This window comes from Pseudomonas helvetica (assembly GCF_039908645.1).
In the GTDB taxonomy this organism is placed as follows: Bacteria; Pseudomonadota; Gammaproteobacteria; order Pseudomonadales; family Pseudomonadaceae; genus Aquipseudomonas; species Aquipseudomonas helvetica.
The window spans coordinates 2,570,743-2,591,477 of record NZ_CP150917.1 but is presented as its reverse complement, the minus strand read 5'-3'; the positions used below and the strand labels follow the sequence as shown (position 1 = coordinate 2,591,477).

14 protein-coding genes and 2 riboswitches are annotated in these 20,735 nt (G+C 60.2%); of the genes, 8 read left to right on the top strand and 6 right to left on the bottom strand.

Annotation, left to right across the window (positions count from 1 at the left end; genetic code table 11):
• Position 1: 1 nt before the first annotated feature.
• A complete protein-coding gene (gene cobW, locus AABM55_RS11905) occupies positions 2-1,069 on the bottom strand; it encodes a cobalamin biosynthesis protein CobW (protein ID WP_347929663.1) in 1,068 nt (355 codons plus the stop codon).
• Between the two features lie 97 nt (positions 1,070-1,166).
• Positions 1,167-1,379, bottom strand: a riboswitch (cobalamin riboswitch).
• A 220-nt stretch (positions 1,380-1,599) separates the two neighbouring features.
• Positions 1,600-1,826: riboswitch (cobalamin riboswitch) on the top strand.
• Positions 1,827-1,925: 99 nt separating this feature from the next.
• On the opposite strand from cobW, the gene AABM55_RS11900 reads away from it, so the two are divergent.
• The 4 genes from AABM55_RS11900 (at position 1,926) to cobM (ending at position 4,068) form a co-directional block, all read left to right on the top strand.
• Positions 1,926-2,117: a CbtB-domain containing protein gene (locus AABM55_RS11900; RefSeq protein WP_347929662.1), complete on the top strand. Its 192-nt coding sequence runs from the start codon at positions 1,926-1,928 to the stop codon at positions 2,115-2,117.
• An 11-nt stretch (positions 2,118-2,128) separates the two neighbouring features.
• Positions 2,129-2,830 carry a CbtA family protein gene (locus tag AABM55_RS11895; protein WP_347929661.1) on the top strand — a complete coding sequence of 234 codons (702 nt, stop codon included), beginning with the start codon at positions 2,129-2,131 and terminating at the stop codon, positions 2,828-2,830.
• The gene (locus AABM55_RS11890; protein WP_347929660.1) at positions 2,827-3,240 is read left to right on the top strand and encodes a cobalamin biosynthesis protein; all 414 of its coding nucleotides are present in this window, start codon (positions 2,827-2,829) and stop codon (positions 3,238-3,240) included. The genes AABM55_RS11895 and AABM55_RS11890 overlap by 4 nt, the downstream gene beginning before the upstream one ends.
• A gap of 81 nt (positions 3,241-3,321) precedes the next feature.
• Entirely contained in the window at positions 3,322-4,068 is a 747-nt protein-coding gene (cobM, locus tag AABM55_RS11885; RefSeq protein WP_347929659.1) for a precorrin-4 C(11)-methyltransferase, read from the top strand.
• A gap of 201 nt (positions 4,069-4,269) precedes the next feature.
• Here cobM and nfuA read toward each other — a convergent pair whose 3' ends face one another.
• Both nfuA and AABM55_RS11875 read right to left on the bottom strand, forming a co-directional pair.
• Positions 4,270-4,854, bottom strand: coding sequence for a Fe-S biogenesis protein NfuA (nfuA, locus tag AABM55_RS11880; protein WP_007946504.1), 585 nt, complete (start codon positions 4,852-4,854; stop codon positions 4,270-4,272).
• A 111-nt stretch (positions 4,855-4,965) separates the two neighbouring features.
• The gene (locus tag AABM55_RS11875; protein WP_347929658.1) at positions 4,966-7,257 is read right to left on the bottom strand and encodes a fatty acid cis/trans isomerase; all 2,292 of its coding nucleotides are present in this window, start codon (positions 7,255-7,257) and stop codon (positions 4,966-4,968) included.
• Positions 7,258-7,412: 155 nt separating this feature from the next.
• On the opposite strand from AABM55_RS11875, the gene metH reads away from it, so the two are divergent.
• Positions 7,413-11,123 (top strand): methionine synthase, encoded by a 3,711-nt coding sequence (gene metH / locus AABM55_RS11870; RefSeq protein WP_347929657.1) that lies wholly within the window; start codon positions 7,413-7,415, stop codon positions 11,121-11,123.
• 575 nt (positions 11,124-11,698) lie between these two features.
• On the opposite strand, the gene AABM55_RS11865 is transcribed toward metH, so the two are convergent.
• Positions 11,699-12,169 (bottom strand): DUF1289 domain-containing protein, encoded by a 471-nt coding sequence (locus AABM55_RS11865; protein WP_347929656.1) that lies wholly within the window; start codon positions 12,167-12,169, stop codon positions 11,699-11,701.
• A 408-nt stretch (positions 12,170-12,577) separates the two neighbouring features.
• On the opposite strand from AABM55_RS11865, the gene acnB reads away from it, so the two are divergent.
• Positions 12,578-15,178, top strand: a complete 2,601-nt coding sequence (acnB, locus tag AABM55_RS11860; protein WP_347930020.1) for a bifunctional aconitate hydratase 2/2-methylisocitrate dehydratase — start codon at positions 12,578-12,580, stop codon at positions 15,176-15,178.
• Positions 15,179-15,366: 188 nt separating this feature from the next.
• Here acnB and AABM55_RS11855 read toward each other — a convergent pair whose 3' ends face one another.
• Both AABM55_RS11855 and AABM55_RS11850 read right to left on the bottom strand, forming a co-directional pair.
• Positions 15,367-17,031: a SulP family inorganic anion transporter gene (locus tag AABM55_RS11855; RefSeq protein ID WP_054596781.1), complete on the bottom strand. Its 1,665-nt coding sequence runs from the start codon at positions 17,029-17,031 to the stop codon at positions 15,367-15,369.
• A gap of 233 nt (positions 17,032-17,264) precedes the next feature.
• Positions 17,265-18,545 (bottom strand): serine/threonine transporter, encoded by a 1,281-nt coding sequence (locus tag AABM55_RS11850; protein WP_054596780.1) that lies wholly within the window; start codon positions 18,543-18,545, stop codon positions 17,265-17,267.
• 491 nt (positions 18,546-19,036) lie between these two features.
• Between AABM55_RS11850 and AABM55_RS11845 the strand changes: the two genes are divergently transcribed.
• Both AABM55_RS11845 and AABM55_RS11840 read left to right on the top strand, forming a co-directional pair.
• Complete coding sequence (locus AABM55_RS11845) at positions 19,037-19,561, top strand: cysteine hydrolase family protein (protein WP_347929655.1); 525 nt, start codon at positions 19,037-19,039, stop codon at positions 19,559-19,561.
• Between the two features lie 217 nt (positions 19,562-19,778).
• Positions 19,779-20,729 carry a 2-hydroxyacid dehydrogenase gene (locus tag AABM55_RS11840; RefSeq protein WP_347929654.1) on the top strand — a complete coding sequence of 317 codons (951 nt, stop codon included), beginning with the start codon at positions 19,779-19,781 and terminating at the stop codon, positions 20,727-20,729.
• The last annotated feature ends 6 nt before the right edge of the window (positions 20,730-20,735 follow it).

The window sequence follows — 20,735 nt, the reverse complement described above, 5'->3', positions numbered from 1 at the left end:
GTTAAACGCTGAGCGCGGCGCGCAATTGCGCTTCGAGCAAGACGGCGTCCAATTGCTGGCCGATCAGCACCAGACGGGTGCTGCGCGCTTCGTCTGCGCCCCACTGACGGTCGAAGTGCTTGTCGAAACGCGTACCCACGCCCTGGATCAGCAGGCGCATCGGCTTGCTCGGGATCGCGGCGAAGCCCTTGACCCGCAGGATGCCGTGCTGAACCACCAATTGGGTCAGGGCATCGAGCAACAGGCTTTCGTCGGCTTGCGGCAGTTCGATGGAAATCGAATCGAAAGCGTCGTGATCGTGATCATCGTGGTCGTCGCCATCGTGGTGATGGTCGTGGTGGCTGTGACGTCCGTCGATGTGCTCTTCAGAGCCGGCGCCCAGACCGATCAGCACGTCCAGCGGCAAGCGACCGCTGCTGGCTTCGATGATTTTCACCGCGGGCGGCAGTTCTTCGGCGACTTCCAGGCGCACTTTGGCCAGATCTGCCGGGCTGATCAGGTCGGCCTTGTTGAGAATCACCAGGTCGGCGCTGGCCAGTTGGTCGGCGAACAGCTCGTGCAGAGGCGATTCGTGGTCCAGGTTCGGGTCGAGTTTGCGCTGGGCATCGACCTGATCCGGGAACGCAGCGAAAGTACCAGCGGCCACGGCCGGGCTGTCGACCACGGTGATCACCGCATCCACGGTGCAGGCGCTGCGGATTTCCGGCCACTGGAAGGCCTGGACCAACGGTTTTGGCAGGGCCAGGCCGGAGGTCTCGATGAGGATGTGGTCGAGATCGCCGCGACGGGCAACCAGTTCGCGCATCACCGGGAAGAACTCTTCCTGAACGGTGCAGCACAGGCAGCCGTTGGCCAGTTCATACACGCGGCCGTTGGCTTCTTCTTCAGTGCAGCCGATGGAGCATTGCTTGAGGATTTCGCCGTCAATGCCCAGCTCGCCAAACTCGTTGACGATCACCGCGATGCGTCGGCCCTGGGCGTTATCGAGCATGTGCCGCAGCAAGGTGGTTTTGCCCGAGCCGAGGAAGCCGGTAACGATGGTGACGGGAAGTTTGGCCAGTGTTTTCATCGGATGCCCTTTGGCAAGGTGGCGGGCATACGGGACGACAACCGGCAGCGCTTGAGCGCGCGGAAGAATTCGCCACCGGATCACCCCGCCCGGTTGTAGTGAGAATCTGTAGCGAGGCAGGTCTCCTGGCTGACGGTGGGCCAGTCTTTCGACTGACGATTCCTGCACCTTCCCGCGCCTGAAAACAAAAGAGCGCAGTGGCATGGCAGAAACGAAACCGTTCACAGTTGCGGGGGCAGCCGCGGCATCGACCGCGTTCCCTTCTTAGCTTCGGCGCACGCGCCAAAGAACCTCGAAAGCGCAAGGCTACGCATCGCATCGGGGCGGGTCAATGTTCGCGATCCACTGTGGCGAGGGGGCTTGCTCCCGCTGGGTCGCGAAGCGGCCCCTCATTCCCGCAAGTACCCCGCGTGCACACGATTTACGACGGCTGCGCCGCCGAGCGGGAGCAAGCTCCCTCGCCACAGGGTTCTGCTTAGACCTCAACTGAGAACGCGTGCCAATTGACGCCCCGCCCTCGCCCATGCTCTCCTACGCACCTTGTTACGGGTGCCCTTCATAGGGTGAAACGGGAAACCGGTGAATCATGTGCTTTACTCAAAAGCCATGTCAGTCCGGTGCTGCCCCCGCAACGGTAAGCGAGCGAAGAATCAGATCCACTGTGCCAGCAGTTCGGCATGGGAAGGCGATTCTTGCAGGTTCGGCGAATGCCAGCCCCTCGTGAGCCCGGAGACCGGCCCGCAACACATCAATAACAAACCCGCGGTGGGCGGGCGCTGTTTTAGCCTCTGCGTGCCCGGCTCGCGGGGGTTTGCATGCGCTCGATTCACCCACTGACTGACCAGAGGGAAGCGCCATGTCGATCATCAGCAGCACTCGCCACGTCACCACCAGCACCACCTCCACCCTGAGCCAACGCCTCGTTGCCGCTATTGGCGCATCGATTCTGGGCGCGTGCCTTGTGTATTTCGCCGGCTTCTCGCACATCGACGCGGTGCACAACGCCGCCCACGATACCCGTCACAGTTCTGCGTTCCCGTGCCACTGAGACCTGCCGAGATGATCAAGCGTATAGCGCAAACCGCAGGTTTCACCGGCTTGCTGGCCGCCCTGCTGCTGACCCTGCTGCAAAGCTTCTGGGTCGCGCCGCTGATTCTGCAGGCGGAGACCTACGAAAAAGCCCCGGCGGCTGAAGTCCATGAACATGCCGAAGGTGCCATGGCTGGTCACACCCACGATGCAGAGGATTGGGAACCGGAAGATGGCTGGCAGCGCGTGCTGTCGACCACTGGCGGTAATCTGGTGGTCGCCGTCGGTTTTGCGCTGATGCTCGCGGGTCTCTACACCCTGCGCGCGCCGACTCGCACTTCTCAAGGCCTGCTCTGGGGATTGGCCGGTTACGCGACCTTCGTCCTCGCTCCGACCCTGGGCTTGCCGCCGGAATTGCCGGGAACTGCCGCCGCAGACCTGACACAACGGCAGATCTGGTGGATCAGCACGGCAGCGTCCACCGCTGTCGGTATCGCGCTGATCGTGTTCGCCCGGCATTGGCTACTGAAAGTGCTCGGTGTCGCCATTCTGGCCGTGCCGCACATCATCGGCGCACCGCAGCCTGAAGTGCATTCGATGCTGGCCCCCGAAGCCCTCGAAGCGCAATTCAAAATCGCCTCGCAGCTGACCAACGCCGCGTTCTGGCTGGCCATGGGCCTGATCAGCGCTTGGTTGTTCCGCCGCAAAAGCGATGGTCAATACCACGCATGAGTGAAACGCGCGCAGCGCCGACCCTGGTGGTCGGCCTGGGCTGCCAGCGCGGCTGCCCGGCCAGCACGCTGCGCACGTTGCTCGACCAGGCGTTGCAGGCTCATCACATCGAATTACGAACGATCAAGGCCTTGGCCAGCATCGATCTGAAACGTGATGAGCCCGGTCTGATCGAGTTGGCCCGGCAACTGTCACTGCCACTGATCTGCTTCAGCAGCGAGCAACTTTCCAGCTATCAAGCGCAACTCAGCCATCGCTCGCAAATCGCTTTCGAGCGCACCGGCTGCTATGGCATAGCGGAAAGTGCCGCACTGGCCCTCGCCGAACAACTGGCGCAGACACCGGCAAAACTGCTGATCCCGCGACAAAAATATGCCCAGGCGACGTTTGCATTGGCCGGCGCCGCGTAAAATCCTCGATAATCCCCGCCTTCGATCATGAGCAATCTTCATCTGAAGCCTTGCTTTGACAATTTTTCACAGGAGCCGGCCATGACCGTCTACTTCATTGGCGCAGGTCCCGGCGACCCGGAACTGATCACGGTCAAGGGCCAGCGACTGATTCGCAGCTGCCCGGTGATCATCTACGCCGGCTCGCTGGTGCCTGAAGCCGTATTGGAAGGCCATCAGGCTGAACAGGTGGTCAACAGCGCCGAATTGCACCTGGAACAGATCGTCGAACTGATCAGAATCGCCCACGACAAAGGTCAGGATGTAGCGCGCGTGCATTCCGGCGATCCGAGCCTGTATGGGGCGATCGGCGAGCAGATTCGTTATCTGCGCGAGCTGAACATTCCGTTTGAAATCATTCCTGGCGTCACCGCCACTGCTGCGTGTGCAGCGTTGTTGGGTGCCGAGCTGACGCTACCGGACATCTCGCAAAGCGTCATCCTGACCCGCTACGCCGACAAGACCGCGATGCCGCCAGGCGAAGAATTCAGCAGCCTGGCCCAGCATGGTACGACCATGGCGATTCATCTGGGGGTCAATCACCTGGAGAAAATCGTCGCTGAACTGCTGCCGCATTACGGCGCGGACTGCCCGATTGCGGTGGTGCATCGGGCCAGCTGGACGGACCAGGATTGGGTGGTGGGAACGCTGACAGACATCGCCGAAAAGGTTCAGGCCAAGGGATTCCGGCGTACGGCGCTGATTCTGGTGGGTCGGGTGTTGGGCAGTGACACCTTCAGCGAATCGTCGCTGTACCGCGCCGGGCATGCACATCTCTACCGCCCTTAGGTGCACACATAACCTGTGGTGAGGGGGCTTGCCCCCGTTGGGTCGCGAAGCGGCCCCCTGTGTTCTTTCAGACATACCGCTTTGCGACGGCTTCGCCGCCGAGCGGGGCGGTGCGGCGTTCCGACAAGCCCCCTCGCCACAAATCGCGGGCATAAAAAAACGGCGCTCACGGGCACCGTTTTTCATGTCGCAGCGAACACCTTAGTAGTAGGCGTTTTCTTTCTGCGTGTGGTCGGTCACGTCACGGACACCTTTGAGCTCGGGAATGCGCTCAAGCAGCGTGCGCTCGATGCCTTCCTTCAGGGTCACGTCAGCCTGGCCGCAGCCCTGGCAGCCGCCACCGAACTTCAATACGGCGATGCCGTCTTCAACCACATCGATCAGGCTGACCTGACCGCCGTGGCTGGCCAGCCCCGGGTTGATTTCGGTTTGCAGGTAGTAGTTGATGCGCTCATTGACCGGGCTGTCGGCGTTGACCATCGGTACTTTGGCGTTTGGCGCCTTGATGGTCAGTTGGCCGCCCATGCGGTCAGTGGCGTAGTCGACCACCGCATCGTCCAGGAATGCTTCGCTGAACGAGTCGATGTAAGCGGTGAAGCTTTTGAGCCCCAGCGCTGTGTCTTCAGGTTTTTCTTCGCCCGGCTTGCAATAGGCAATGCAGGTTTCGGCGTATTGAGTGCCAGGCTGGGTGATAAAGACCCGAATGCCGATCCCCGGGGTGTTCTGCTTGGAGAGCAGATCAGCCAGATAATCGTGGGCGGCGTCGGTAATAGTAATGGCGGTCATGGAAGTTCCTCGCAGGCTTGGGCGCAGTTTACGCCAATCATCGCGCCGGACAAAGTCCCAGTATTTTTGTCGGGAAAGAACCGGTCGCCGCCAGGGCGACCGGCAGGTAAATCACAGGTTTTCGTAGCGATTCATGTCCAGTACGCCCTCTTCCACCGGATCGGTCTCGTGGATATACCGGCTTAAATCGTGGAAATACTGCCAGAACTGCGGATGGCTGCGACGAATCCCCCAGTGCTCGACGATTTTCTCGAAGTCCTGGGCATTCTTGGCATTCTCCATCTCGGCGACAAATGCCGGTACTTGTTCAGCGGGAATGTTGAACATGAAGTTCGGGTAGCTGCTGAGCACACCGGGATAAATGGTCAAGGTGTCCAGCCCCGGCTGATAGCGCAACGCCTCGCCGAGCAGGAACGCCACGTTGCTGTGGGCACGGTTGCGCAGCAGGCTGTACACCTCGCGCTTGCCGCTGCGACTTTCGATGCGCAGCATCGTCGCTTCCGGCAACTGGTCGATCACCTTAAGCCCGGCCGCCGGGCGTGCGGTCAGGCGACTCAATGCCTGCTCGGCATTCTGCAAGGCCGGATCGATATTGGGCCGTGAGCAATAAGCGCCATCGCAGCGATTGATCGGATCAGGACTGGCGTTCAGGTCACCGTAACGCATCAGCAATTGCTGGACGAAATCGCGTTTCGGGTCTTTCTCGTCGAGTTTCAGTGCAGTCGGCTTATCGTTGTCGATGCTTTCGTAATCCAGCCACATCTTGAATTTGCCGCTGCTCTGATACCAGTCGTCCAGATACCCGTCACGCGAATCGGCCGGCATCAGGCGCAGGAAATTCTGCTCGGCGCCGTTACGGATCAAGTCGAAATACAGCCGGGTCTGCGCCTGATGGGAAACGTTGCCGAACACGTCGAAGTTGACCGCCAGCTGATAATAGGTGCGCTCCAGCAACGGGTAGTCGAATAACCACATGGTCTGTGGCACTTCACCGATCAGCCCCTTGTTCACTGAAGCACTGTCAAAATGCCGGAAGATGCTCAGCAAGGCGTTGTCGTTACCGGCCCACAAGGTCGACCAACTCGGCGCGTGTGCCTTGGCGTAGGTGTCACGGCGCAAGGCTTCGTACTCGTTACGCTTGTCGCGGTAGGCATGCCACAGGCTCAGCACGCTGCCGACATCGTCATTCTGGCCGGGCATGGCCAGCAATGGCGTGGCCTTGCCGCGATAACTCGGATCGGTGATGTACAGGTCATGCTCCGGCGCCTGGAAGAACGCCCAGAAGTTGTCGCGGATCACGTCGGTAGCGATCTGCCCGCGACAGACCGGGCCGCGGATAAAGGTGCGCACGAAGTATTCGGCGTTATCGAGCATGAACTGATACCGCGCCTGGGCCGGAATCGCCTGGAAGGTCTCGAACGGATTGGCCCGACGTTCCGGGCCATAACCCGGCAAGGCGTGAACCTGCCAGTTGCCGTTGTAGAACAGGGTTTTGATCCGGGCCATTTTCGCCGGGCTCAGCGGATAGGTGATGTGCGTCTTGTGCACGATCACCCCTTGCACCGGCCACAAGCGGTAATACACCTGGGTGCCCGGATCGTCGTTCGGGCGACGGCTGTTGATCAGGTCGATCGGTTGGCCCGTCGGTGTGCGCGAACGCACCCACTGGAAGAAGTGCCCCGGCTCACCGTCCTTGAAGTAGATATGCGCCAGAAACCAGTGCTCGAACAACCAGCGTGCTACCAGACTTTCACGGGCGCCCGGTGCGTTCAGCAGGTTTTCCCACTGCACCACCTGCAAGGCTTCCCTGGCGCTCGGGACCAGGCCCTGCTGGTCGATTGGCGCACCGGAGGCCAGCCAGCGTTGCAGCGTCTGGTACTGCTGATCGGTCAGCCCGGTCACCGCCAGCGGCATGCCTTCTTTCGGATGGGCGCCGGCGTAGGCCTCGAACTCTCCTGGCATCGGGCACATGGTCTCGCGATTGAGTCCCAGCACAATCTCTTCCGGCAACCTGGCGTTGGGTTGCAGCGGCGTCCGGTGACCGAGTTCGAGCATGCGCGCCATCAGCGCCGCTTGACTGCCCTGAGCATCGAGTACCGAACTAAAGCCTCTGGACTGCCAGGCCGACTTGCCAAAAGCATCATAAAACAGCCGGGTCGGTTGAGCCGCCTGGCTGCGCTGGCCATCATAGACCAGGCGCTTGGTGGCGCCACGCGCCGCACCTTCACCACTGCCCAGATTGAGCTGACAGGCGGAGTCATAGCAGGCATGGCAGGCCACGCATTTTTCAGTGAAGATCGGCTGAACGTCGCGGGTGTATGAGATCGCCGGCGCCGTGCCTTGTGCTGTGGCGACACTGCTTATAAGCAGCACAAAGAGGCTGATGAAAACGCGATACGACATATCCCTGGTCCCGATCATGAAAAAACGTCGCGATTCTACCGTCCTGGCCCGCCCACCAACATGAGCGATATTCATGCAAAAGCAGCTCATGCTCTAATTGCACGCAGGTTTGCTATTATTCCGACCCTTCGTAATGGCCTTACCAGGTAGTCCTAATGTCCGATCGCAGCGCTCGCCTACACGTCCTCAAGCAAGCCCTCAAAGAGCGCATCCTGATTCTCGATGGCGGCATGGGCACAATGATCCAGAGCTTCAAGCTCGAGGAGCAGGACTACCGTGGCAAACGCTTTGCCGACTGGCCAAGCGACGTCAAGGGTAACAACGACTTGCTGGTACTGAGCCGCCCGGACGTAATCGGGGCGATCGAGAAGCAATACCTGGATGCCGGCGCCGACATTCTGGAAACCAACACCTTCAACGCCACCCAGGTATCCCAGGCCGACTACGGCATGCAGGGCCTGGCGTACGAGTTAAACGTAGAAGGCGCACGCCTTGCGCGCAAGGTGGCGGACGCCAAGACCCTCGAAACCCCGGACAAACCACGTTTTGTCGCCGGTGTCCTGGGCCCGACCAGCCGCACCTGCTCGCTGTCGCCGGACGTGAACAACCCTGGCTATCGCAACGTGACCTTCGATGAACTGGTGGAGAACTACACCGAGGCCACCAAAGGCCTGATCGAAGGCGGCGCCGACCTGATCCTGATCGAAACCATTTTCGACACCCTGAACGCCAAAGCCGCGATCTTCGCCGTGCAGGGCGTGTTCGAGGAAGTCGGTTTCGAATTGCCGATCATGATTTCCGGGACCATCACCGATGCCTCCGGCCGCACCCTGTCCGGCCAGACCACCGAAGCCTTCTGGAACTCCATTGCCCACGCCAAGCCGATTTCCGTCGGCCTGAACTGCGCCCTTGGCGCCCGTGAACTGCGTCCGTACCTGGAAGAACTGTCGAACAAGGCCAGCACTTACGTTTCGGCGCACCCGAACGCCGGCCTGCCGAACGAATTCGGTGAATACGATGAACTGCCGGCGCAAACCGCCAAGGTCATCGAAGAATTCGCCCAAAGCGGTTTCCTGAATATCGTCGGCGGTTGCTGCGGCACCACGCCGGGACACATCGAGGCCATCGCCAAAGCCGTCGCCGGCTACGCGCCACGGCAGATTCCGGACATCCCCAAGGCCTGCCGCCTGTCGGGCCTGGAGCCGTTCACCATCGATCGCAGCTCGTTGTTCGTCAACGTCGGCGAGCGGACCAACATCACCGGTTCCGCCAAGTTCGCCCGGCTGATCCGTGAAGACAACTACACCGAAGCGCTGGAAGTCGCCCTGCAACAGGTCGAAGCCGGTGCACAGGTGATCGACATCAACATGGACGAGGGCATGCTCGATTCGAAGAAGGCCATGGTGACCTTCCTCAATCTGATCGCTGGCGAGCCGGACATCTCCCGCGTGCCGATCATGATCGACTCGTCGAAATGGGAAGTGATCGAAGCCGGCCTCAAGTGCATCCAGGGCAAGGGCATCGTCAACTCCATCAGCATGAAGGAAGGCGTCGAGCAGTTCATTCACCACGCCAAACTGTGCAAGCGCTATGGCGCTGCCGTGGTGGTGATGGCCTTCGACGAAGCCGGCCAGGCCGACACCGAAGCGCGCAAGAAGGAAATCTGCAAACGCTCCTATGACATTCTGGTCAACGAAGTCGACTTCCCGCCGGAAGACATCATCTTCGACCCGAACATCTTCGCCGTCGCCACCGGTATCGAAGAGCACAACAACTATGCAGTCGACTTCATCAACGCCTGCGCCTATATCCGTGACGAACTGCCTTACGCGCTGACCTCGGGCGGCGTGTCCAACGTGTCGTTCTCGTTCCGTGGCAACAACCCGGTGCGTGAAGCAATCCACTCGGTGTTCCTGCTGTATGCGATCCGCAACGGCCTGACCATGGGTATCGTCAACGCCGGCCAACTGGAGATCTACGACCAGATCCCGGCCGAGCTGCGCGATGCGGTCGAAGACGTGATCCTCAACCGCACCCCGGACGGCACCGACGCGCTGCTGGCGATTGCCGACAAGTACAAGGGCGATGGCAGCGTCAAGGAAGCCGAGACCGAAGAATGGCGCAGCTGGGACGTCAATAAGCGTCTGGAGCACGCGCTGGTCAAAGGCATCACCACGCACATTGTGGAGGACACCGAAGAATCCCGGCTGTCCTTCGCCCGGCCGATCGAGGTCATCGAAGGCCCGCTGATGTCCGGCATGAACATCGTTGGCGACCTGTTTGGCGCCGGCAAGATGTTCCTGCCGCAGGTGGTGAAATCCGCCCGCGTGATGAAGCAGGCGGTGGCGCACCTGATCCCGTTCATCGAACTGGAAAAAGGCGACAAGCCGGAAGCCAAGGGCAAGATCCTGATGGCCACGGTCAAGGGCGACGTCCACGACATCGGTAAGAACATCGTCGGTGTGGTACTCGGCTGCAACGGCTACGACATCGTCGACCTCGGCGTGATGGTCCCGGCCGAAAAAATCCTGCAAGTGGCCAAAGAGCAGAAGTGCGACATCATCGGCCTGTCCGGCCTGATCACGCCTTCGCTGGACGAGATGGTCCACGTGGCCCGCGAGATGCAGCGCCAGGACTTCCATCTGCCGCTGATGATCGGTGGCGCGACCACTTCCAAAGCCCACACGGCAGTGAAGATCGAACCCAAGTACAGCAACGATGCGGTGGTCTACGTCACCGACGCTTCTCGCGCCGTCGGCGTGGCGACGCAGTTGCTGTCCAAGGAACTGAAGGCCGGTTTTGTCGAGAGAACCCGCGAGGAATACATCGAAGTCCGCGAGCGCACGGCTAACCGCAGCGCCCGCACCGAACGCTTGAGCTACCCGGCGGCGATCGCCAAGAAGCCACAGTTCGACTGGAGTTCTTACGAACCGGTCAAGCCGACGTTCACCGGCGCCAAGGTGCTGGACAACATCGACTTGAAGGTGCTGGCCGAGTACATCGACTGGACACCGTTCTTCATCTCCTGGGACCTGGCCGGTAAATTCCCGCGCATCCTCCAGGACGAAGTGGTCGGCGAAGCTGCCACCGCGCTGTACGCCGACGCTCAGGAAATGCTCGCCAAACTGATCGACGAGAAGCTCATCAGCGCCCGTGCGGTGTTCGGCTTCTGGCCGGCCAATCAGGTGCATGACGATGACCTGGAAGTCTATGGCGACGACGGCAAGCCGTTGGCCCGCTTGCATCACCTGCGCCAGCAGATCATCAAGACCGACGGCAAGCCGAACTTCTCCCTGGCCGACTTCGTCGCGCCGAAAGACAGCGGCATTACCGACTATGTCGGTGGCTTCATCACCACCGCCGGGATCGGCGCCGAAGAAGTCGCCAAGGCCTATCAGGACGCTGGCGACGACTACAACTCGATCATGGTCAAGGCACTGGCCGACCGTCTGGCCGAGGCCTGTGCCGAATGGCTGCACCAGCAGGTTCGTAAAAACTACTGGGGTTATGCCAAGGACGAGACCCTCGACAACGAGGCGCTGATCAAAGAGCAATACACCGGCATCCGCCCTGCCCCCGGCTATCCGGCCTGCCCGGACCACACCGAGAAAGGCACGCTGTTCGCACTGCTGGATCCCGAGGCCAGCGAAATGCACGCCGGTCGCAGCGGAGTGTTCCTCACCGAACACTACGCCATGTTCCCGGCCGCCGCCGTCAGCGGCTGGTACTTCGCCCACCCACAGGCGCAGTACTTTGCCGTCGGCAAAATCGACAAGGATCAAGTGCAAAGCTACACCGCTCGCAAAGGCCAGGAGCTGAGCGTGAGTGAACGCTGGCTAGCACCTAACCTGGGTTACGACAACTAAGGATCAAAAGATCGCAGCCTACGGCACACAATAAAGCGCAGCGCCCACCCCCGCCCCCCGCGCCCGCCCCACCACTCAACAGGCCGAGCGTTAGCTCGCCTGCCGCCGTTGATCTTGATCCACCCGCCCCTTCGGGAGGCCGAGTGGAGGTGTTCATCAGGGGGTAGGCGCGCAGCGCCGTTCGACGAAGTCGAACACATCGAGAGGAGGTCGTAGCGAAGCAGACCGTAGGCGATGCCCCCTGATGAATACCGGAACGAGGGAACGCCGAGCCTAGGCGAGGTGCCGTACGCTTGGGGCGAGACCTTTTGGTTCCTTTTGGGGCGTTTGCCAAAAGGGACTCGCCGTCAGGGCGAAACCCTAAGTGGCCGTTACCGCAGAAATGGATACGTACACCTGCAAGAGGTTGGTCGGCTGTCCGGCCGCCATCGCGGGCAAGCCCGGCTCCCACAGTGGGACTATGTACATCTGCGAGAGATTGGTCGGCTATCAGGCCGCCATCGCGAGCAAGCTCGGCTCCTACAGTAGTTCTGTGTACATCTGCGGGAGATTGGTCGGCTGTCAGGCCGCCAGGATCAACCGCCAAACGCATCCCTGAGAAAACCCGGCGCGATATAACGCTGGTAATGCGCTTCCGACAGCAGGAAAAACTCCCGATCAATGGCATCACGCAACTCCAGCAAATTCCAGTCGCGGAACTCCGGCAACAACACCATCCCATAAGCTTCCAGATTATTGATGACCCGCGCCCCCCGGGCAATCAACTGGTACGCCCAGCAATATTCCGACTGATGCGGCACAAAACGGATCTTGCGCTGCTCCAGTTGCTCACGCAGCCGCCAGGGATCGAAAATCTCGATTTTCCCGGCCATCACCTGCACCAACAGCTGCTCAAGACGCAACCAGACGGCGCGCTTTTCTTCCTCGTTGTAACCGTTCCAGTGAATCACTTCATGGTGGAAACGCTTGCAGCCACGGCACACCAGATCACCGTAAACAGTGGAACAGAGGCCGACACAGGGAGTCTTGATGGTTTGATTGGGCATAGGTAGGCAGAACGCGAGAAAGCAAAACAGGTCGGCATGTTAGCCCTTTGTCTAACATTCATCACCCCTCAAAGTTCAGGGCCTAACTTACCTTTAATTTTTTTTTGCCGTAGAATCAGCCAGCCTTTTAAGGCGCCAATGTCCGTTAGAAGCTGTTTTCAAAGCGTCACGAGCACAGTCGTTCCTTCAGAGCGGTGTTGGCGATGAGTATTTCCAGCGGGGAAAAACTCAGCGCCAACCCTCATCAGCTCCCCGTTCTGCAGGCGTAAAACTTTGAAAGCAGCTTCTGTAAGGAATTGTCGGTAATTCTGGCTAAGCGGCCCACAACGCCACGCAGCGCATGAGTACGGCAATTTCGGGATGAGCGTCCCGGACACCCATTTGGGACCACTGATGAGGGTAATAACTGTGCTTGAAGCCTACCGCAAACATATCGAAGAGCGTGCAGCACTGGGTATCGTTCCCCAGCCGCTTAACGCCGAACAAACTGCAGGCCTGGTTGAGCTGCTGAAGAATCCTCCTGCTGGCGAAGAAGCTTTCCTCGTTGACCTGATCACCAACCGCGTTCCGCCTGGAGTGGACGAAGCAGCCTATGTAAAGGCCGGCTTCCTGTCTGCGTTGGCCAAAGGCGAAGCCACTTCTCCCCTGATCGACAAAAAGCGCGCTGTTGAACTGCTTGGCACCATGCAAGGCGGCTACAACATCGTGACCTTGGTTGACCTGCTCGACTCCGCCGAACTGGCCGCTGTCGCTGCCGCGCAACTCAAACACACCCTGCTGATGTTCGACGCTTTCCACGACGTCGCGGAAAAAGCCAAGAACGGCAACGTCCACGCTCAAGGCGTACTGCAATCCTGGGCTGACGGCGAGTGGTTCAAGAACCGCCCGGTGCTGGCCGACAAGATCAGCCTGCGTGTATTCAAGGTCACCGGCGAAACCAACACCGACGACCTGTCCCCTGCTCCTGATGCCTGGTCGCGTCCAGACATCCCGCTGCACGCCCTGGCCATGCTGAAAATGGCCCGTGACGGTATCGTGCCGGACGAGCAAGGCGTTACCGGTCCGATGAAACAGATCGAAACCATGCGCGGCGAAGGTTTCCCGATCGCCTACGTCGGCGACGTAGTGGGTACCGGTTCTTCGCGTAAATCGGCAACCAACTCGGTGCTGTGGTTCTTCGGCGACGACGTTCCTTACGTGCCGAACAAGCGCGCTGGCGGTTTCTGCTTCGGCAGCAAAATCGCTCCGATCTTCTACAACACCATGGAAGATGCCGGCGCACTGCCAATCGAATTCGACGTCACCAACATGAACATGGGCGACGTGATCGACCTGTACCCTCATGCCGGTAAAGTCACCAAGCACAACAGCGACGAAATCCTGACCACCTTCGAAATGAAGACCCCGGTCCTGCTCGACGAAGTCCGTGCTGGCGGTCGTATCCCGCTGATCATCGGCCGTGGCCTGACCGAGAAGGCGCGTGCCGAACTGGGTCTGCCACCGTCCGACCTGTTCAAGAAGCCGGAAGCTCCAGCTGAAAGCACCAAGGGTTTCACCCTGGCGCAGAAAATGGTCGGCAAGGCGTGCGGCGTAGCCGGCGTTCGCCCTGGTACCTACTGCGAACCGAAAATGACCACCGTCGGTTCCCAGGACACCACTGGCCCGATGACCCGTGACGAACTGAAGGACCTGGCGTGCCTGGGCTTCTCGACCGATCTGGTGATGCAGTCCTTCTGCCACACCGCGGCCTATCCAAAGCCGATCGACGTCACCACTCACCACACCCTGCCAGACTTCATCATGACCCGCGGCGGCGTTTCCCTGCGTCCGGGCGACGGCATCATCCACAGCTGGCTGAACCGTATGCTGCTGCCGGACACCGTCGGCACCGGTGGTGACTCGCACACCCGTTTCCCGATGGGCATCTCGTTCCCGGCCGGTTCCGGTCTGGTCGCGTTCGCCGCAGCCACTGGCGTGATGCCACTGGACATGCCGGAATCGATCCTGGTGCGCTTCAAAGGCAAAATGCAACCGGGCGTCACCCTGCGTGACCTGGTTCACGCCATTCCTTACTACGCGATCCAGGCTGGCCTGCTGACCGTAGAGAAGAAAGGCAAGAAGAACGCCTTCTCCGGCCGCATCCTGGAAATCGAAGGCCTGGACAACCTGAGCATCGAACAAGCCTTCGAGCTGTCCGACGCTTCGGCTGAACGTTCGGCTGCCGGTTGCACCATCAAGCTGTCGAAAGAGTCGATCACCGAGTACCTGAGCTCCAACATCACCCTGCTGCGCTGGATGATCGGCGAAGGCTACGGCGATGCGCGCACCCTGGAACGTCGTGCTCAAGCGATGGAAGCCTGGATTGCCAACCCTGAGCTGATGGTTGCCGATGCTGACGCCGAATACGCTGAAATCATCGAAATCGACCTGAACGATATCAAAGAGCCTGTGCTCTGCGCGCCGAACGATCCGGACGACGCCCGTCTGCTGTCCAGCGTTGCTGGCGAGAAGATCGACGAAGTGTTCATCGGTTCGTGCATGACCAACATCGGTCACTTCCGCGCTGCCGGTAAACTGCTGGATCAGGTCAAGGGTCAGCTGCCAACCCGTCTGTGGCTGTCGCCGCCGACCAAGATGGATGCTCACCAACTGACCGAAGAAGGCTACTACGGCATCTACGGCAAGGCTGGCGCGCGCATGGAAATGCCGGGCTGCTCGCTGTGCATGGGTAACCAGGCTCGCGTAGAACCGAACTCCACCGTAGTGTCGACCTCGACCCGTAACTTCCCGAACCGTCTGGGCGATGGCGCCAACGTCTACCTGGCTTCGGCCGAGCTGGCGTCGGTGGCTTCGATCCTGGGTCGCCTGCCGACCGTCGAGGAGTACATGGCCTACGCGAAAGAAATCGACACTATGGCCAGCGATGTCTATCGCTACCTGAGTTTCGACCAGATCGCCGAGTTCCGTGAAGCTGCAGCGAATGCCAACATCCCGGTCATTCAAGCTTAACGCCTGTGGCGAGGGAGCTTGCTCCCGCTCGGCTGCGGAGCAGTCGTAAAATCAGCCCCGCATTCTATCTGAATACTCGCGGTGTTTGATTTTTGGGCCGCTTCGCGACCCAGCGGGAGCAAGCTCTCTCGCCACAAAAAAACGCCGCGCATCGTAAGGTGCGCGGCGTTTTTTTATGCACGAAGGTTTTACCCTTGGCCTTTAAGCGCCTCCTGCACCGCCCCGTCGACGCTCAAGTCACAGAGAGTGACTTGCAAACGCTTGACTTCCGGTAGCGCCGAGAGTGCCGCTTGCGCCTCGAGCTTGAGACGCGCCAGCACCAGGCGCTTGCCTTCGTTGCGTACCCGCAAGAAAAACTCCTGCAACGCCTCGATGCTGGTGCCGTCCAGGTCCGGTGACTCTTCCAGGCTGAGAATCACTGTGTGAATCGGCGTTTCAGAGTGCCGAATCAAGTGCAATGCGCCGCCGAGAATTCGCTCCGCGTTAGCAAAAAACAGCGCTTCGCCCGGTCGGACAATCAGCATCCCCGGCACGGCCCTGGCCAATGGATGACGTTGCACGTCGACAAAATCGTGCCCGGTGCCGATGTGCCCGAGAACCTGGATATCCGCCGCTGACATTTGCTTGAGCATCAGCAGCACACTGATCGCCACCGCCACCAGCAAGCCGTCCAGCACCCCCAATACCAACACGGCCGCCACGGCGCAGATCACCAGCAGGCGATCACGTCGCCAGACAAAATAGCGCCCCAACGGTTGCAGGCTCAAGCCACGGCCCAGCGCATGCATGACGATCGCGGCCAGTATCGGTTCAGGGGTCAAGGCGATATAAGGCAGCACTGTCAGGACGATGATCAGCACCACCAGCGCTGCCACGCCACCGGCCAAACGCGACGTCGCGCCGGCGGCCTCATTCGCGGAAGTCGCGGAATAGCCCGCCCCTGCCGGCATCCCGTGAAACAACCCGGACACCAGGTTCGACGCCCCCAACGCCAGCAAATCCCGGTTCGAGGACACCCGATCACCGTGCTTGAGTGCGAAGGAGCTGATCGAGCCGTAGGACTCCGCATACAGGATCATCACCATGGCAAAGCCCAGTTCTCCCAGGCGTAACCAGTCGGTAAAAGGCAGCACCGGCAGCTTCGGAACCTCAAGGCCAAGGTCGATAACCCCGATCATCCTGACCCCGTAGGCCGGCAGGTTCAGCCATTGCCCCGCCGCGATGCCGATCACCACCACCAGCAAGCCACCCGGCAAGCGCCGGAACCGCCCGAACAACCACAACAAGGCCAGCGCCACCGCAGCCACGCCGGCGGCGACCCAGTTCCACTGAGGCAGTTGCTCCAGCAACTCCGGCAAAAAACGAATCGGATTGCCGTTGCTCAGGTGCACGCCGACTACGCTGGCGAGCTGTTTAAGGATGATCGTCAGCGCCAGGCCAAAGGCAAAGCCGCGTAATACCGGTTTGGCGATGAACGACGTCACCCTGCCAAGCTTGAACAATCCGGCCAGTAAAAAGAACGCGCCGGTCACCAGTACCAGGCCGATGGCCAGGCTTGCACGTAGTTGCGGGTCGCCATTGGCCAATGTCGCCGTGGCGGCCGCCAGCACGGCGGCTGACGAAGAGGTTGCGGAAACGATAGCAAATCGGCTGGTGCCAAACAGTCCATAACAGAGCAAGCCAGCGAACAGCGCAATTACCCCGGCCTGCGGCGCCAGGGCCGCAATACTCGAATACGCGACAGCCTCGGGCAGCAGCAGACCGGCAATCGATAAGCCGGCCAACAGGTCCTGCAAACGGTTAGGACGCTCGGTGGTGGTTTGGGGCGCTACAGTCGGTGGATCAGTCGGCAATCAGGTGTCTCCAGGCAATCAATTCCAAGCCGGCCAGATCGACAACGGCACAAAACAGAACATCGATCACACTGCTTTGCAGGCACAAGCGTAGCCTCAAATCCGCCATGACATGTGAGCTGGATCAGTTTGCCCCCGATAACCCGCGCAGAGGGTCTGCGCCAAGCTTTTCGACCGAGCAAAAAAAAACGGCCGCTGCGCATATAAAGCGCAACGGCCGTTGCCTCACTGAATCAGGCGGTCAGCGAATAAATCAGCGCCGAAATCGCCACCAGGCCCACCAGCGTCACGAAGACGTTGGAGGCCTGGCCGCGATAACGTGCCATGGCTGGCACCTTGCGGATCGCGTACATCGGCATCAGGAACAGAATCGCCGCGATGACCGGGCCACCGAGGGTTTCAATCATCCCCAGGATGCTCGGGTTCAGCGTGGCGACGATCCAGCAGACCACCAGCATGAACGCTGCGGTCATACGGTCCAGGGTCTTCGGTGCCGGACGGCGACCGCTCTTGACGATCAGCCCCTTGAGGCCTTCGCTGGCGCCGATGTAGTGGCCCAGGAACGATTTGGAAATCGCCACGAACGCAATCAACGGTGCGGCGAACGCGATCGTCGGGTTGCTGAAGTGGTTAGCCAGGTACGACAGGATCGACAGGTTCTGCGCCTTGGCCTCGGCCAGTTGTGCTGGCGACAGGGTCAGCACGCAACTGAAGACGAAGAACAGCACCATCACCACCATCAAGGTGTGAGCGCGAGAAAGGATTTGCGAGCTGCGCTCTTCGGCGTGCGCGCCATAACGACGCTTCTGGTCCACCGCAAAGGCCGAGATGATCGGCGAGTGGTTGAACGAGAACACCATCACCGGAATCGCCAGCCACAGCGTGTGCAGCAATGCCGAAGGCTCGGGCAAGGTGCTCGCGGTTTCGAGAATGCCGCCGTTCCAGTGCGGAATCAGGAACACTGCCAGAAACAGCAGCGCCACGATGAACGGGTACACCATCAGGCTCATGGCCTTGACGATCATCTGCTCGCCGCAGCGCACCACGGCCAGCAGACCGAGGATCAGCACGAACGACAGAATCGCCCGTGGCGGCGGCATGATGTGCAACTGGTGTTCGAGGAAACTGCCCACGGTGTTGGTCAGCGCAACACTGTAGATCAGCAGGATCGGAAAGATCGCGAAGAAGTACAGCAAGGTGATCAGGGCGCCGGCCTTGATCCCGAAATGCTCTTCGACGACTTCGGTAATGTCTGCCCCTGCGCGACCGGACAACACGAAGCGGGTCAGGCCACGGTGTGCGTAAAAGGTCATGGGGAACGCCAACAACGCCAGGATCAACAGCGGCCAGAAACCGCCGAGGCCTGCGTTGATCGGCAAAAACAGGGTACCCGCACCAATCGCCGTGCCAAACAGGCCCAGCATCCAGGTGGTGTCATGGCGATTCCAGCTGCTGAGGCTCGCTGGTGCCGCCGCTTCATAGCGTTCATCAACGCTATTGGCCTGATCATTCATCCGGTCAGATCTCCGCATTCCGGTCACTTGCCACTCGGTCAGGACGAGTCAGAAAAAGCTGACAGGCAGCGCCCTGGCCGAAACAGGGGCGCGATTGTCCGGGATTAATCAGCAGAAGCAAAGACTTAGCTGAGGAATGGTTATGCAGATCAGATGCTCGGAAAAGGCGTTACGCGCCACAGCCCACACAATCCGCCGGCTGAACGCGAGCAATCCGAAGAAGCTGCTTTTTATGGGGGCGCTTAATCGGCGAGCCGAGTGCACTCAATAATCGCCTTGCGACTGCATTGACATGTTTGCCGAACCCACAGCATGATCGGCCTCATGAACTTCGCTGCGCTGAACCTCACCCGCACCACCACGACCGCTTCCGGCGGGTCGTGCGGTGGCTGGCTGAGATAAATACAGCGCAGTGAACCCCAGGCCCCGCCAGCAATGGACGGGGCCTTGTTGTTTCTCCCGTCCGTTCGGCACTTCATGGAGAAACACCTATGTCATCGGCACTTTTGATCATCGATATGCAGGTCGGTCTGTTCTACGGCCCGGACAAGCCCCACGACGGCGAGCGAGTACTTGCCAACATCCGCCAGCTCATTCACCGGGCCCGAGCGCGCGAAGTGCCGATTTATGCGGTACGACACACCGGTCCTGAGGGTTCGCCCATTGAGGCAGGAAGCCCATTCTGGCAATTACTTCCCGAGCTGGAGCTGGATGCGAATGTCGACACCCTGTTCGATAAAACCCGCCCCAATTGCTTCCTCGGAACTCGACTGGCACAACAACTCACCGACGCCTCGATAAACCATGTGTTCATCGTCGGCATGAAAACCCAGTACTGCATCGACAGTACCTGCCGAGCCGCAGCCGAACAGGGCTTACAGGTTACGCTCGTCGCCGATGCTCACACCTGCATGGACACTGCGGCGTTATCGGCCAAAATGATCATTGAGCACCACAATGCAACCCTTGGCGGGGCGTTCGTGAAATTAATGAACACAGCGGACGCCAGGTTCTGATGCGCTGAAAAGATCGCAGCCTATGGCCGCTCCTACATTGACCACATTCGCCGCAACGATTGTGATCGCGTAGGAGCTGCCGCAGGCTGCGATCTTTTGATCTTGCTTTATTGCTTTCGTCAGCTCCTACACTGAGTTCTGCAACTTTTGGTAATTGCCAAACCACTCTGTAGTCAGCAATCTGAACCGCTTATTCCAATGCCTACAGGAGCCCAGCATGCCTGCAACCGTACTGGTACTGGTTGAAACCATTAACGACTACCTGCCGATTCTCGAACATCAAGGCTTCCACCTGATTCTCGCCCCCACTCCCGCCGAGCGTGCCCAGGCCATCGCCAGTCATCGCGGGCAGATCGATGCCGTGCTGACGCGCGGCCCGCTGGGGCTGTATGCCGATGAAATCGCCGCGCTGGCGAACCTGAAAATCATCTGCGTAATCGGTGCCGGATACGAGCAGGTCGATCTGCAAGCCGCCAGCGACCGCGGTATAACCGTCACCAATGGTGCTGGCGTCAACGCCTCGTCGGTGGCCGATCATGCGATGGCCTTGTTGCTGTCGCTGGTGCGTGACATCCCTCGGTGCGACGCGGCGGTGCGACGCGGTGAATGGCCGAAGATCATGCGCCCGTCACTGGCCGGCAAGCGCCTGGGTGTTCTGGGGCTCGGCGCCGTCGGCATGGCCATCGCCAAACGTGCCGCCAACGGCTTCGACATGACGGTGAGTTACCACAGCCGCCAGTTGCTCAGCGACATCCCCTACGACTTTTGCTCAACGCCCACCGAACTGGCTCGGGTCTCTGACTTTCTGATCGTTTGCACGCCCGGCGGCATCGGCACGCAGCACCTGGTCAACAAGCAGGTGCTGGATGCCTTGGGCCCCCAGGGTTTTATCGTCAACATTGCCCGCGCCAGCGTGGTTGCTACCAGCGATCTGGTTAGCGCGCTCGAGCAACGGCGGATCGCCGGTGCCGCGCTCGATGTATTCGATGAAGAGCCTCAGGTGCCGGATGCGCTCAAGGTATTGAGCAACGTGATCCTCACGCCGCATGTGGCCGGCCTGTCGCCGGAAGCGACCAAGGGAACCGTTGAACTGGTCGGGCAGAACCTGATGGCGTTTTTCTCCGGTCATCCGGTGTTGACGCCCATCAAGTTGCCCAAGCCGCTCTGAGAGGCG

Excerpts from the sequence above, each read along its gene's own strand:
- AABM55_RS11875 (WP_347929658.1), bottom strand. The coding sequence starts at position 7,257 with ATGTCGTATCGCGTTTTCATCAGCCTCTTTGTGCTGCTTATAAGCAGT.
- AABM55_RS11865 (WP_347929656.1), bottom strand. The coding sequence starts at position 12,169 with ATGCCCAATCAAACCATCAAGACTCCCTGTGTCGGCCTCTGTTCCACT.
- AABM55_RS11895 (WP_347929661.1), top strand. The coding sequence starts at position 2,129 with ATGATCAAGCGTATAGCGCAAACCGCAGGTTTCACCGGCTTGCTGGCC.
- AABM55_RS11890 (WP_347929660.1), top strand. The coding sequence starts at position 2,827 with ATGAGTGAAACGCGCGCAGCGCCGACCCTGGTGGTCGGCCTGGGCTGC.
- AABM55_RS11900 (WP_347929662.1), top strand. The coding sequence starts at position 1,926 with ATGTCGATCATCAGCAGCACTCGCCACGTCACCACCAGCACCACCTCC.
- cobM (WP_347929659.1), top strand. The coding sequence starts at position 3,322 with ATGACCGTCTACTTCATTGGCGCAGGTCCCGGCGACCCGGAACTGATC.
- AABM55_RS11845 (WP_347929655.1), top strand. The coding sequence starts at position 19,037 with ATGTCATCGGCACTTTTGATCATCGATATGCAGGTCGGTCTGTTCTAC.
- AABM55_RS11840 (WP_347929654.1), top strand. The coding sequence starts at position 19,779 with ATGCCTGCAACCGTACTGGTACTGGTTGAAACCATTAACGACTACCTG.
- nfuA (WP_007946504.1), bottom strand. The coding sequence starts at position 4,854 with ATGACCGCCATTACTATTACCGACGCCGCCCACGATTATCTGGCTGAT.
- AABM55_RS11850 (WP_054596780.1), bottom strand. The coding sequence starts at position 18,545 with ATGAATGATCAGGCCAATAGCGTTGATGAACGCTATGAAGCGGCGGCA.
- metH (WP_347929657.1), top strand. The coding sequence starts at position 7,413 with ATGTCCGATCGCAGCGCTCGCCTACACGTCCTCAAGCAAGCCCTCAAA.
- cobW (WP_347929663.1), bottom strand. The coding sequence starts at position 1,069 with ATGAAAACACTGGCCAAACTTCCCGTCACCATCGTTACCGGCTTCCTC.